This window comes from Peribacillus sp. N1, assembly GCF_054600815.1.
Genome location: NZ_BAAHZO010000014.1, coordinates 1 through 13,598, shown reverse-complemented (window position 1 = coordinate 13,598; position 13,598 = coordinate 1). Strand labels below are relative to the sequence as shown.

The 13,598-nt window shown below is 38.9% G+C and carries 10 protein-coding genes and 1 riboswitch; of the genes, 2 read left to right on the top strand and 8 right to left on the bottom strand.

The features are described 5' to 3' along the window. Positions 1 to 16 precede the first annotated feature (16 nt). Together ACYP5M_RS26145 and ACYP5M_RS26140 are read right to left on the bottom strand one after the other, a co-directional pair. Positions 17 to 1,099, bottom strand: a complete 1,083-nt coding sequence (locus ACYP5M_RS26145) for a D-alanine--D-alanine ligase (protein WP_459735713.1) — start codon at positions 1,097 to 1,099, stop codon at positions 17 to 19. Between the two features lie 246 nt (positions 1,100 to 1,345). Then, a complete protein-coding gene (locus ACYP5M_RS26140; RefSeq protein ID WP_434168300.1) occupies positions 1,346 to 2,128 on the bottom strand; it encodes a hypothetical protein in 783 nt (260 codons plus the stop codon). 214 nt (positions 2,129 to 2,342) lie between these two features. Here ACYP5M_RS26140 and ACYP5M_RS26135 point away from each other — a divergent pair, with 214 nt between their 5' ends. Further along, positions 2,343 to 3,086, top strand: coding sequence for a class I SAM-dependent methyltransferase (locus ACYP5M_RS26135; protein WP_459735712.1), 744 nt, complete (start codon positions 2,343 to 2,345; stop codon positions 3,084 to 3,086). 58 nt (positions 3,087 to 3,144) lie between these two features. Here the strand turns inward: ACYP5M_RS26135 and ACYP5M_RS26130 are convergent, their stop codons facing one another. The 5 genes from ACYP5M_RS26130 to ACYP5M_RS26110 form a co-directional block, all read right to left on the bottom strand. Further along, complete coding sequence (locus tag ACYP5M_RS26130; protein WP_434168298.1) at positions 3,145 to 4,404, bottom strand: cation:dicarboxylate symporter family transporter; 1,260 nt, start codon at positions 4,402 to 4,404, stop codon at positions 3,145 to 3,147. A 172-nt stretch (positions 4,405 to 4,576) separates the two neighbouring features. Continuing rightward, a riboswitch (cyclic di-AMP (ydaO/yuaA leader) is annotated at positions 4,577 to 4,724 on the bottom strand. Between the two features lie 201 nt (positions 4,725 to 4,925). Next, positions 4,926 to 6,185: an efflux RND transporter periplasmic adaptor subunit gene (locus tag ACYP5M_RS26125; RefSeq protein WP_459735711.1), complete on the bottom strand. Its 1,260-nt coding sequence runs from the start codon at positions 6,183 to 6,185 to the stop codon at positions 4,926 to 4,928. 14 nt (positions 6,186 to 6,199) lie between these two features. Next, positions 6,200 to 6,862 carry a hypothetical protein gene (locus tag ACYP5M_RS26120; protein ID WP_459735710.1) on the bottom strand — a complete coding sequence of 221 codons (663 nt, stop codon included), beginning with the start codon at positions 6,860 to 6,862 and terminating at the stop codon, positions 6,200 to 6,202. A 130-nt stretch (positions 6,863 to 6,992) separates the two neighbouring features. Further along, positions 6,993 to 7,886: a diacylglycerol/lipid kinase family protein gene (locus ACYP5M_RS26115; RefSeq protein WP_459735709.1), complete on the bottom strand. Its 894-nt coding sequence runs from the start codon at positions 7,884 to 7,886 to the stop codon at positions 6,993 to 6,995. A gap of 131 nt (positions 7,887 to 8,017) precedes the next feature. After that, entirely contained in the window at positions 8,018 to 8,896 is an 879-nt protein-coding gene (locus ACYP5M_RS26110; RefSeq protein WP_434168293.1) for a TetR/AcrR family transcriptional regulator, read from the bottom strand. A 189-nt stretch (positions 8,897 to 9,085) separates the two neighbouring features. On the opposite strand from ACYP5M_RS26110, the gene ACYP5M_RS26105 reads away from it, so the two are divergent. Then, positions 9,086 to 12,217, top strand: coding sequence for an efflux RND transporter permease subunit (locus ACYP5M_RS26105; protein ID WP_459735708.1), 3,132 nt, complete (start codon positions 9,086 to 9,088; stop codon positions 12,215 to 12,217). A gap of 200 nt (positions 12,218 to 12,417) precedes the next feature. Here ACYP5M_RS26105 and ACYP5M_RS26100 read toward each other — a convergent pair whose 3' ends face one another. Beyond that, entirely contained in the window at positions 12,418 to 13,257 is an 840-nt protein-coding gene (locus ACYP5M_RS26100) for a tyrosine-type recombinase/integrase (protein ID WP_230178864.1), read from the bottom strand. Positions 13,258 to 13,598 lie beyond the last annotated feature (341 nt).

Sequence of the window (13,598 nt, the reverse complement as noted above, 5' to 3'; positions counted from 1 at the left end):
TACATTACCTGCATGATCAAACTGTATATTTGATTTGTTGTTTTTCCTGATGACGTTCCAAGGCAAGTTTCACGAGTTTTTCAATTAAAGCTGGATAGTCGACACCTGTGTGCTTCCACAATAACGGAAACATGCTGAAAGGAGTAAAACCAGGCATTGTATTCACTTCATTAATATAGATTTGCCCCTCATTCGTTAAGAAGAAATCAGCGCGAACCAATCCAGAGCAATCCAATGACTTAAAGGCAGTAATGGCCATTTCGGATAAAGCCACATACTCGCTTTCCGTTATCTCCGCTGGAATGACCATTGCAGAATTACCGTCAACATATTTTGCTGAATAGTCATAGAAGGCAAAATCTTTCTTAGGGATGATTTCGCCTGCCACCGAACAAGACGGTTCATCATTACCAAGTATTCCAAACTCGAGTTCACGAGCTACGACCCCTTCTTCAATGATGATTTTCCGATCGAATTGGAAAGCTTCCGCTACCGCTCTTTCCAGTTCATCAGCATCATTACATTTGCTGATACCGACACTGGAGCCTAAATTGGCAGGTTTGACAAAACAAGGGTAACCCAATTCATCCGCTACCTTTTTAATGGCACTTTCAGTATTCTTCTCCCATTCAGAACGAATGAACCAAGTGTATTTGACTTGAGGAAGTCCCGCCTGGGCAAAAATGTTTTTCATGATGACCTTATCCATTCCTGCTGATGAAGCCAAAACACCATTCCCTACATAAGGAAGGTTCAATAGTTCCAGCATCCCTTGCACGGTCCCATCTTCTCCATTCGGTCCGTGAAGCAATGGGAAAATCACGTCATACCCTGTTGATTCACTATTTTCATCAGTTGAATGTGCCTGCAAGGCAAGAGGCGAGCTAGATTTATCCGATGTAAATGTTAAAGCCTCCACACTCTCGGCAGGTCCTGTTAACTTCGGTCCATTAATCCATGAACCCTCTTTTGTTATGTAAATCGGATATATATCAAACTTTGCTAAATCGAGAGCTTTAATGACCGCTAAAGCCGTCTGCATAGAAACCTCATGCTCCGCAGATTTTCCACCATAAAGCAAACCAAGTTTAGTTTTCATGAGTTATTACCCTCCAATATTCTTTTAACCATGTTCATTGTATCACTTTACACTAAAATGGTTAAAGCGAAACTTCCATCATTGGCGCTTTTCCAATGATTACTATTAGGCGGAACACAGGTTAAAACCGCCACACCCTGCGCGCCGCCCTCTCTTATCTTTTATGCATGAGATGGTACGTCTTACACCTAAAAAATTTCAAGGGTGTCAAATAATCCAAGCCACGAACCTCGGAAGTTGGGATAATCAGGAGAATGATGTATTTTTAATAACGCTTTCCCATACCCTTTCTTTTCGATTGAAGGTAATAAAGGCATCTGGCTCCTTAATATCTCTATCTGAAAAGTCATCATGCATTTCATCCATGTTTAAATAATCCCCTACGACCCATGCCGGTATCTCAATCTTTGTTCTTGTATACTTAACATGCCGAAAGGAAAAAACGAGCCCCTCTGCCAGGATATGAGCCAAGGAAGAAATGATTTCTGCCGGAATCGCCGTCAGCTCTCTTTTCTTTCTGATTCCAAGCCAAGTCCTCTCTACTTTTAAAAGCTCCAGCTTTAGCGGAATCAGGCTTCCTAACATCATATAATATGTCGAAAGAGAACGAAAATAAATTTTATTGAACCAGCCATCATCCTGGGCAAGGTACACAAATTGATTATTCAATTTACGGAAAAATGGAGGATCCAGATGAGTTTTTGCATGCCCTAAATATAATAGTTCCGCTATTTCCCTTCCATCCAATTCATCCAACCCTTCTCTTTCTTCAAAATCGATCCAACAGAAATCTCCATATGCCCGGACATTTTCTTTAACGAGCTTCGCAATATCTTCAGATGAAGCACTCTCTAGCAGGACATTCAAATTGTATTCCCCGCCATTGAATTCATGTTTCAATAATAAGATGGAATCCAACGTATATGGCAGCGAATAGACGAATTCACGAAAATTGAGTCCATTAAAAAGGACAAACCGTTCAGAAGCCTGCATATACATATATAAGATATCATTGCTATCATTCTTCATAACCTGACCCCCTCCGAGCTCTTAATCAATAATATTATTTTACCAAACTTTTGGGTTTTCACGTAAGTTATATAACCCCCAATATAAATCATCATCAGCACCATGTGAATAACGCGAAACATGTACTCCATATTAACCCAAATGTTAAGGGACACACTCGACTAGCTCAAAGTATCCATATTATAGTAAGAATGAAGGATTGGAGGATTAAATCATGGATAAAATTGAAAAAGGTTTTATCATTAATTCTTTTCATGGAGCCGTTTCCGTCTATGCTGATGCAACTAAAAAAATAGGTCTGTGGCAATCAGAGAAATATGCATTCGAAAAATATTTAAATCGGGAAGATGCAATCCTTGATATCGGTTGCGGTACAGGAAGGACCACCTTCGCACTATATAAAAAAGGATTTCAAAATCTAACGGGAATCGACCTGACTCCTGCCATGCTTTATGAAGCCGAAAAAATAGCGCATGAATATAACCTGGACATATCCTTTATCCTTGGCGATGCAACCGACCTCCCTTTCAACGACTCATCATTCGATAAATCAATCTTCGCTTTTAATGGTTTAATGCAAATTCCCCAGCGAAAAAAACGCACATTGGCTTTAAAAGAAATCAACCGTATTTTAAAACCTGAAGGGCTCTTCATTTTCACAACACATGACCGTGATAAAAACGAAAATTACCTGAACTTCTGGGAGCAAGAGGAAATGATTTGGTGTGTTGGTAAACAAGATGAGAGGCTTTATGAATTCGGGGATATTCTCACATCCGGAAAGACGCTTCAAGAAGATACTTACCTCCATATCCCAACTAAACTTGAAGTACTTGAGTGCCTGGAAGAAGCACGGTTCAAAGTCATCGAAAGCTTTTATCGAAGTGAATTATTCCATGAAAACGATGATGTCATCACTTTCTCTTCCGATTGCCGCTTCTGGATCGTCCAAAAGTAAGGAAGCGCTTTTTAATTCAAAAAAATCCAGAGTGACATTTCACTCTGGATTTTTTGTATTAAGAAACTTGTTCTAGTTCTTTTTTGGAAGGAGGGTTGAATTGACCTTCCCATTTAGAGATAACGATTGCCGCAAGTGAATTACCGATAACATTTACTACTGTACGTCCCATATCAAGAATACGGTCGATACCGGCAATGAATGCTAGACCTTCAATAGGAATACCGACAGTTCCCAATGTCGCTAAAAGAACTACGAAAGATACACCTGGTACACCAGCAATCCCCTTGGATGTGATCATTAACACTAGCATCAGCGTAATTTGCTCATACATGCTTAAATCGATTCCGTACATTTGAGCGATGAAGATAGCTGCTAACGCTTGGTATAATGTAGAACCATCAAGGTTAAAGGAGTATCCAGTCGGAATAACAAATGTAGCAATATGTTTCGGACATCCCGCTTTCTCCATTTTTTCCATGATTTTCGGAAGAACCGCTTCAGAACTTGCAGTAGAGAAAGCAAGAATCAATTCTTCTTTTAGAAGTTTAATCAAAGTAAAGATATTGAATCCTACAAATTTTGCAATAAGACCCAGAATGACAATTACAAAGAAGATCATTGTTCCGTAAACAGAAAGCGCTAACTTTCCTAACGGAATTAAAGATTCCAAACCGAACTTGGAGATAGTCACACCGATTAGTGCAAATACACCGATAGGAGCGAATTTCATGACCATGTTAGTTAGGTAGAACATTCCTTCAGCTACACCTTGGAAGAAACGGAATACTGGTTTACCCTTTTCACCGATGGCCGCAATACTTAGTCCAAACAACACGGAGAAGAAAATGATCGCTAGCATATCGCCTTCTACCATGGCTTTAACTGGATTGGATGGCACGATGTGTACAAGTGTATCTACGAACGATTCATGCTGCTTAGTTTCTGCTGTATCAACATATGTGGAGATATCAGTTTGTTCCAGGTTATTCATATTCACACCAGCACCAGGCTGGATGATATTCGCTGAAATTAAACCAACAGCAATCGCTATCATAGTTACGACAACAAAGTATGATAATGATTTAGCACCTAGTTTTCCTACCGCTTTCAAGTCACCTACACCGGCAACTGCAACGATAAGGCTGGATACGATGATCGGCACTACGATCATTTTAATCATTCGTAGGAAAATGTCCCCGAATGGCTGTAAAAAGCTTTGGGCCGACTCATTACCATAAAAAATGGCACCAACGATAATCCCTAGAATTAAACCAATGAAAATTTGGCTAGCTAAACTTAATTTGAATTTCTTCATTTACTTTCCTCACCTTCCATAAAGTCTTTGATGCAAAAACATTTTGTCTCGGTAAGGGAAACAAGATACTAATAAAAAGAAAGTAATTTTTCTTTTTTTGAAAAACTCTGTCTTTACGCCGAAAAAAAAGACACTTCATGTGTCAATTTCTTATTGGCGTGAATATTCACACATGTTCCCTTAAAGACGCTGACGAGGTTAGCTGTCGGGTTAGGAATTGGAAACACAAATGCCCTTTCATTTCTGAATTCACCCCTAGCGGATAAAATCCACAAAAATGGGTCCCCCGTTCTTGGAATAAGATTAAGCGAGTTAACTTATAATAAAATATTATACTAAAAATGATAATCTGTAAATATTTATTCGCATTAGTTCTAGAAAAAATCTTTAAATATGTCTGAATATTCTGCATTAGAGACTATTGTATCTATAATTACTCTTCCCGTTTTTTAATCATATAAGTTATATTGATATATAATTAATAACTAATTTGACATCACCTCTCTTGATGAAAGAAGCGGTTATTTTTCCAATACGCCAAGTAACAGATATCTTACTTTTTCCCTAGAGGTGAATTTTTTATAAGTTGCTGCCTTCACTTTTCCAAATTGGATTGGGGTAATGAAATAAGAATGGTTCTTCGACACATCCGGCTCCATTAGAATGACGTCACCTACCGACGGTCCGTTTATGATTTCTTGCTTCCCTTCAGCCTTAAGCCCTTTTGTAATGTAATGTTTATCCACATAGCCATTTTTAGTCAATTTGTAAATATAAGGCTGTTTATGGTTTTTTATGGCTTCTATAGGAATGGAGGGTACACCGGCTTTCTCATTGGTTATTACAGTAAGATTCACTTTGGATCCCACCAACAAAGCTTCCGTTTCTTCACCTTCCGGTTCGATTAGTGCCTGAAATGGAAATCTGTTATCCTTTTTTAATGACGGCTCTTCAGCGGGATAGGAATGGATGCGACCTATCGTCCCTTTCAATGCCTTTTTTGAATCAGAGGAACTTGCTTTTATAGTCATGCCCACTTCAGCCTTTTTCATTTCCTCTTCAGAGAAATCCCCTTCAATTGCCATATTTGTTGAAACGATGGATATAATGGGATTATTCAGGTTTTTATTGATATTTTTAACTACACCATCAGCCTCACTCGTTGACACGATCGCACTGGACTGCTCCTCAATTGAAGTTATTTTAGCTTCAAGCATTTTCACTTTTTCATTCAAGCTGTTTTTTTCCAGTTCCTGCTTGTACATTTCTTGCTCAATGTTACTTTTAATAAGATCTGAGGAACTTGTTGTTATATCAATTTTCAAGTTTTTTTCCACCGATTCATCAATGGCTGCTTTTTCAGGATTGCTGGTCATGGTCCCTTGATAGGACCTCAACTTCCCTATGTATTCCTCAATACCTGCAATTTCTCCCTTAACTGCCGTTTTCTCCGCTTCCAAGTTCGCTTTAAGAGCATCAAGTTCGGTCGTCGTATACTCAAACAACGAGGAGCCAGCCGTAATCTCATCGCCTTCTTTAACAAGGAATTTCTTAAAATCATTTTTCTTGGTGTCAAAATAGATATCATACTCTTCTACAGGTTTAATTACCCCATTTGTTTGAATAGTATCCGTAATTGTATCTTTTTTTACCTTAGTCCAGTTTTCAACGAAAACAGTTCGTTCCACTTTGCTTTCTTTTTTTTCAATAAGGTATAAGTTAACGGTTATTAAGACTATCGACGCAATGGAGACCGCTGTAATTTTCCATTTCCCGCTCATTCATTTCACCCGCCTTATACAAATACGCCTACTTGGATGTATGCTAAAAAGGCTTTAACAAACCATGTGGCCAGATAGAATAGAACAATCATTAAAAGGACCAAATTACTATTTCGTTCTGAAAACTCCTTTAAATAAAAATATTGCAGAGCAATAATAAGAAATTGAAAAATGGTGATTCCGCTGAAAAAGTGAATGAAATAATCACTTCTGAGAAAATACTGACTGATGATCCCCAATGAAAAAGGATTGGCATCGCTGCCTATATCCATTAATACGAATAGAGGAATCAGTAATATTTTTTCCACTAATTGCAAAACAAAAAGAATCATTTGAACGATGACTAATTTTATATATGGGATATCAGTAACGATCCAAAAGAATAGAGCTGATAAAAATATGTATATGGAAGGGTCGATTATGCCTGTTATTATGTTGCCGCTCAAAATCAGCAGCTTTGCTGCTTCGAATTCATCGGCACTCATTTTCGTGATTTCTTTGGAGAATGATTCTGAACCAATGCCAAAATATCCCCCGATGGCGAATACTATAAGACTAAGAAAATATAAAAATAGTAATTTCAATCCAAGCTTTGTGACTGCCTCTGCATTTTGAAGCTGATGACGACTCCGATGAGGCTCTAAAATGCCCTTTAACAATCTGACCTGGTACACCATATGTGGTCCTCCTGCAAAAATTGATATATCTTCATATATTTTATCTTATTTTGGAAACAATTGCAGAAATAAGGAATGAATATACAAAAAAAACACATAATCATTCCCATTCATATTTAATCCCATCATACTAATTTGGAGTTAATACTGACAAATGTCGGGCAAGGACTTTAATGCGTGCAGGAGTTCGTCTATAGTTCTCTCCATCCATATCCACATCAAGCGGCCTCTTGGTTTCAATGGTCAGAGTATCGGCATTTAAATAAGTCACCCCAGAGTCAGAGATCATATTTTGTGTCCATGAACGCTTCATCGCTATTATTTCTAAAAATGCACCAAGGCTTGCATTTTCCAAGATGGCAACGCCGAAGAGTCCATCATCTGGACTAATCATGGGAAAGGGCAATAAATTGGTGCAGATAAAACAACCATTCAAAACCAAAATCATAACCGCTTCCCCTTCGATAACATTCCCATCATATTTTAGCTTATAGGAAAAGGGAGCATTCTCGCCAATTATCCTTATAGCACTTAATAAATATCCTATCTTACCAAACCTGCTTTTTTCCTGCTCATCAATATTGCTTGATGCATCTGAAATAAGCCCTACTCCCCAAAAATTAGAAAAATAATCGTTGTTGGCCTGCCCAATATCAATTGAACGAACTTTGCCATTCACTAATGCTTCCGCAGCTTGACGAACATTTTGAGGAATCTTTAATGTTCTGGAGAAGTCATTGCAAGTCCCTCCAGGTAAAACCCCAAACAGGGGCCGCCTCGGAAGCGGCGAAAGGCCATTTACACACTCATGCACCGTTCCATCTCCTCCTAATACGAAAACTACATCCATGTCTTCACAATATTCCAAGCAAAAACGGCATGCATCGCCCTTTTCCCTCGTTTGCAGAATGAGAAATTCATCAATATGTGGAGCTATTATCGGAAGACAACCCTCAAGATTCCTTTCGAGTTTATCATTACCGGCATTTTCATTATAAATCAGCATTCCCTTTTTCCATCGCATGATTTTTGCCCCCATATTATTGAAAGAATTGTCTTCTTCCCATCAATTTTACCTTTTCCTAAACCCCCGCTTTTGAAACTCATTAAGATCAAATGAAAAAAAGAGGCTATACGCCCCTTTCGGTAAAGCTTTCATATACTTGTCAAATAATCCTTCATCATCAAGATAAGCTTTGAAGACAAGGGACTCCTTTTTTCATTTTTTTCCAAAAATAACAAAAGACTTTCCAAGATGATCGGGCTTGGACTAGCTTTTGAAAATTCCTCCTGGATTGCCTTTAAAGCTTCCATATTTTTACGTGTATCCATTCCCTCTTCTTTACGTGTTTCCACTTCCAGCATCCTGACGATGATCGAATGGATTTCTTCTTTTGGGCTCATATCCCGCATCGAGCATCCCGGTAGGGGAAATTGTTTCAACAATGGATCTTCCATGTTCTGCAGGCTTGCGATAATTGAATCCATCCGGTTCAATATGAAGCTAGGTAATAATTCCACATCAAAAGCATTTTGTTTCCTGATCAATATTCCGATATATCCTTTGAAAAGGGAGTCCAAAATTATGGTGCAATCCGGCAAAAGATCAGCTGAAAGTCCCGGGTATAACTCAATGATTTTACGCTTGAACCAAATCAAACCCTCTTCATGGATATAATGTAAAAATTTATCTAGTTCTTTGCTGATATGAAGCATTTGTTCCTGCATCATCATTTGAATCAAATTGGTATTTCCCGTCATATGCTCAATGTGAACTGTGATTTGCCTCATGAACTTGTCTTTACTGGACAATGAAGCATCCAGTTCAAGATCAAGCAATGAGTCCGTCAACGCTTCATAATAAAATTTAAAAATGGAGACCAGTAATTCTTCCTTCGATTTAAAATGATTATAAAAAGACCCCTTTGCTATCCCACACTTTTCAGCAATTTCCTGAACGGAAGTGGCATGATAGCCTTTCTCCGCGAAAAGCTCTACAGATTTATCTATGATCATCTTATTTTTTTCTTTCATCAAATTCATCCTATCTCTTAAAATTATCCTTTGGTGACCGATGGGTCACATCTCCCAAATTGTATCCCAAAACCCTTGAAATCACAACGTTAACACTAGCGGATATTATCTGTTGCAATCATAATCCATATACTATATATTTGAGTCTATGACCGAATAGTCACAATTTTATGTATGGAGGGTACAAGCTTGAATTCAATAATTAAGTTTTCATTAAAGAATAAATTGGCAATCTGGTTGCTTACGATCATCATCGTTGCAGCTGGTTTATACTCAGGTTTAAACATGAAACAAGAAACCATTCCAAGCATCTCGACTCCTTTAATAAGCATCTCCACTGTATATCCTGGAGCTGCACCTGAAGAAGTAGCAGATAAACTTACGGACCAGATTGAGCAGAAAGTAACAAATTTGCCAGGAGTCGAATTAGTCAGTTCTTCGTCCATGGCTAATGCCTCTTCCGTCCAGTTACAATATGATTATGATACGGATATGGACGACGCTGTAAAAGAAGTGAAAGAAGCTTTAGAGAAATTAGAACTGCCTGAGGGAGTGGATGCCCCAAACGTCTCTAAATTAGAATTAAACGCTTTTCCTGTCGTCGCACTCAGTGTAACAGATAAGGGTTCTGATTTACCAGCTCTTACAAAAAACGTCGAAGAGGTGTTGGTGCCTAAACTTGAAGGGATTGACGGCGTGACATCCGTATCAATTTCCGGACAACAAGTAAATGAAGGCAGCCTTGTATTCGACGAGGAAAAGATGGCTCAATACGGGCTCGATGAAGATACCGTAAAGAAGGTTATCCAGGCCGCAAACGTAAACATGCCGCTTGGCATATATAACTTTGATGATAAAGAAAAAACGATCGTTGTGGATGGAAACATCTCCACATTAAAAGACCTCAAAAATATAAAGATACCTTTAACCGGCGGCTCTCAAACAGGAACGCCGGCACAAACCGGACCGGAAACCAATCAATCAACTCCTGACATGGCAACAGGTCCTGCCCAAATGCAAAATGTCAAATTATCAGACATTGCCGATGTTAAAATCACCGGTAAGGCCGAATCGATTTCAAGAACAAACGGTAGCGAATCGATTGGAATCCAGGTTACAAGATCACCTGATGCCGATACAGTTGCAATCGTAGACGAAGTAAACGAAGAAGCCTCTAATTTCAAAGAAGAGTTTAAAGGCGTAAGTGTACACACTACGCTCGATCAAGCTAAACCGATTAAAGATTCTGTTGAAACCATGATCAGTAAGGCACTCTTCGGCTGTCTGTTTGCCGTCATTGTTATCATGCTGTTCCTTAGGAACTTTAAAACGACTCTCATTTCCGTCATTTCGATTCCATTATCCCTGTTAGCCGCGCTTTTGGTGCTCAAACAAATGGATATTTCATTGAATGTCATGACACTTGGGGCCATGACGGTTGCCATTGGCCGAGTAGTCGATGATTCCATTGTCGTCATTGAAAATATTTATAGAAGAATGGCTTTAAAAGGCGAACAATTAAAAGGCGGCGAATTAATACGATCAGCCACTAAGGAAATGTTCATCCCTATCCTTTCATCGACAATCGTTACTGTAGCCGTATACCTGCCTTTAGCCAGCGTTACAGGACCTGTCGGGGAACTATTCATGCCATTCGCCTTAACAATGGTGTTCGCATTGGTCGCTTCATTAATAATCGCCATCACTCTTGTTCCGGCAATGGCAGACTCTTTATTTAAAAAGGGGCTATCCAAAAAAGAATTAAAATCACATGAAGAAAAACCAAGCAAACTATCAGCATTCTACCGAAAAGCACTGGATTGGTCGTTAAACCATAAGATAATCACTTTCGGTACAGCCATTGTATTATTGGTCGGCAGCTTATTCCTGATCCCAAGCATCGGTGTCAGCTTCATGCCTGCAGATGAAGAAAAAACGATTATCGTCACTTACACTCCCGCACCTGGAGAGTTAAAAGAAGATATTGAAAAGCAAACAGAAAAAGTGGAAAAATACTTCATGGATAAAGACGATGTGAAGACCGTTCAATACACACTTGGTGAAAGCATGATGGGCGGCGGCATGATGGGCGGCTCGAGTAACTCTGCTCTCTTCTATGTACTCTATGATGAAGACACTGAAGATTTCGGGGACAAAAAAGAAACCGTCATAAAAGAATTAACTGAACTTGATTCACCTGGAACATGGAAACAACAAGATTTCACGTCAACATCAAGCAACGAAACCACTCTATTTGTTTACGGTAATACACAAAAAGATATTGAACCGGTAATTGATGATATTCAAAATATCATGAAGAAAAATAAAGATTTAAAAGATGTTGATACAAGTCTTTCCGATGCTTATGAGCAATACACTCTAGTTGCAGACCAAGAAAAGTTAAGTGACCTTGGACTGACAGCTGCACAAATTGGCATGTCCATTGCCAATACGAATAAAGATGATGCTTTAACTACCATTAAGAAAGATGGAGAAGAAGTCAAAGTATATGTCGAGACAAAAGAAACGACATTCGAAGACAAAAAAGATCTTGAGAATACTAAAATTTCTTCTCCAATGGGAATGGAAATCCCATTGAAAGAGCTTGTGAAAATCGAAGAAGGCAAAGCTTCCGATACAATCAGCCGCCGCGATGGAAAAATTTATGCCGACGTGTCTGCAACAATCAAAACGGATGATGTGGCAGCAGTAACAGCAGATGTACAGAAGGAAGTTGATAAATTAGACCTTCCCGCAAGCGTCACTATAGACTATGGCGGAGTGACGGAAGATATCCAGGAATCATTCACTCAACTTGGTATCGCTATGTTAGCGGCCGTTGCTATTGTATACTTTGTCCTTGTCGTTACTTTCCATGGTGGTTTAGCACCAATAGCCATTCTCTTCTCCTTACCATTTACGGTAATCGGGGCATTGGCAGGGCTATTCGTTGCAGGTGAGACCATCAGCGTTTCAGCAATGATGGGTGTACTAATGCTTATTGGTATCGTTGTAACCAATGCCATCGTATTAGTGGACCGTGTTATCAAGAATGAAGAATCCGGGCTATCTATCAGGGAAGCTTTACTCGAGGCAGGTTCTACCCGTCTACGTCCAATCCTGATGACTGCCCTTGCCACAATCGGCGCTTTAATACCTCTGGCAATCGGTGCAGAAGGCAGTGGATTAATATCACAAGGTTTGGGAATTACCGTTATTGGCGGACTTGTGAGTTCTACATTGCTAACACTTGTAATAGTACCGGTAGTATATGAAGTCATAATGAAAATAGGTAAAAAGAAGAAAAAAACAGTTAAGTAAAGAATTAAAAAAGAGGGGATTCCTTATTAGGAATCCCCTCTTTCTTGTTCAAACAATGCACAATATGCTCTTATAAATACAACTTCACAGGCCCTCACGTCCTATTCGTCATTTCATTTCCAAGGAAATTTGTTTGTTTTAAATTCTTATATATAAACAAAAAAGGGAAAGAGCTCGCTTTCCCTTTTAATTTCTATGGATTAATGTTTGGTGAAAGTTTGGTCTATCGCATTTGCCAGGTCCAGCGATTTTTCTTTTAGATAACGCTTCGTTACGTTTAAATCTTTATGACCGGCAAGCTTGGATATCGTTTGTATATCTATTCCATTATCCACTAACCTTTGGCAAAAGGTATGTCGCAGTTTATGTGGATGCACATTGTATTTTTTTAATATATATTGAACTGACCTCGGAGTGATCCTTTGATTATAGCTTGAGATGAATAACGGATCTGCTTTTTCCTTTAAAGAAAGAAGATAATTCTGTATATGCTGTATAGCCGATATTGTAAGGGGAACGGATCTATCGACCTCACCTTTTGCGTTCCTGACAAGTATATAATTTCGTTCTGTTTCCATGATGACGTCGCGGCCATTCAAGTCACATAATTCGGAGACGCGGATTCCTGTATGTAACAAAAGGTAGACGATGGCAATGTTTCTTAGGTTTCCTTCTGCTTCTATATCTCTTAACAGGATCTGCTGCTCATTTATACTTAAAGTTTCAGGTACCTCAAGCTTGTGCTCCTTAACCTTACGTTCCACAGAAAGCATCACTTGCGGTTTACCTAAAAATTTAAAGAAAACATTTAAGGCGATATAGTGTTTTTCGATAGTCCCTGGGCTTTTCTTGCAATTTTCTAAATAATCAAGATAACCCTGAACATCTTCAGAATGAATCTCCATCAATATCTTTTGTGTCTGGTCACAAAACTGTGAAAGGACACCAGTATACGTTTTGATCGTATTAGCTGATTTGCCTTGGTCTCTCAACCATTCAGCAAACGAAAAAATCATTTCATCTTTAGCAGAGGTATCCATCGGCTATTCCCCCAATGACAGTTTCAGAACTATGTTAAGTTTAACATATATCCCTGTAGAAACGAAGAATTCTGTCCCTTTGTATTAATCAGATATGGATAATGCAGATAGAAGTAAAAATTAGTATGCATCCATAGTATGCCCTACCATGTATACTGCATATAACATTGTTTATGGTCCTTTTACTTCTCTACTTTTTAACAGTTTTAAAATATAAGATAAGAAGGATTGACAACGGCAAAAAAAGACCAGCCGGATGGCGGGTCTTTTGAAATGGCTTGGCGGCGTCCTACTCTCACAGGGGGAAACCCCCAACTACCATCGGCGCTGAAGAGCTTAAC

What these genes read in the sequence shown, in the direction of transcription:
- ACYP5M_RS26145 (WP_459735713.1), bottom strand. Translation starts at nt 1,099, where the DNA reads ATGAAAACTAAACTTGGTTTGCTTTATGGTGGAAAATCTGCGGAGCAT.
- ACYP5M_RS26140 (WP_434168300.1), bottom strand. Translation starts at nt 2,128, where the DNA reads ATGAAGAATGATAGCAATGATATCTTATATATGTATATGCAGGCTTCT.
- ACYP5M_RS26135 (WP_459735712.1), top strand. Translation starts at nt 2,343, where the DNA reads ATGGATAAAATTGAAAAAGGTTTTATCATTAATTCTTTTCATGGAGCC.
- ACYP5M_RS26130 (WP_434168298.1), bottom strand. Translation starts at nt 4,404, where the DNA reads ATGAAGAAATTCAAATTAAGTTTAGCTAGCCAAATTTTCATTGGTTTA.
- ACYP5M_RS26125 (WP_459735711.1), bottom strand. Translation starts at nt 6,185, where the DNA reads ATGAGCGGGAAATGGAAAATTACAGCGGTCTCCATTGCGTCGATAGTC.
- ACYP5M_RS26120 (WP_459735710.1), bottom strand. Translation starts at nt 6,862, where the DNA reads ATGGTGTACCAGGTCAGATTGTTAAAGGGCATTTTAGAGCCTCATCGG.
- ACYP5M_RS26115 (WP_459735709.1), bottom strand. Translation starts at nt 7,886, where the DNA reads ATGCGATGGAAAAAGGGAATGCTGATTTATAATGAAAATGCCGGTAAT.
- ACYP5M_RS26110 (WP_434168293.1), bottom strand. Translation starts at nt 8,896, where the DNA reads ATGAAAGAAAAAAATAAGATGATCATAGATAAATCTGTAGAGCTTTTC.
- ACYP5M_RS26100 (WP_230178864.1), bottom strand. Translation starts at nt 13,257, where the DNA reads ATGGATACCTCTGCTAAAGATGAAATGATTTTTTCGTTTGCTGAATGG.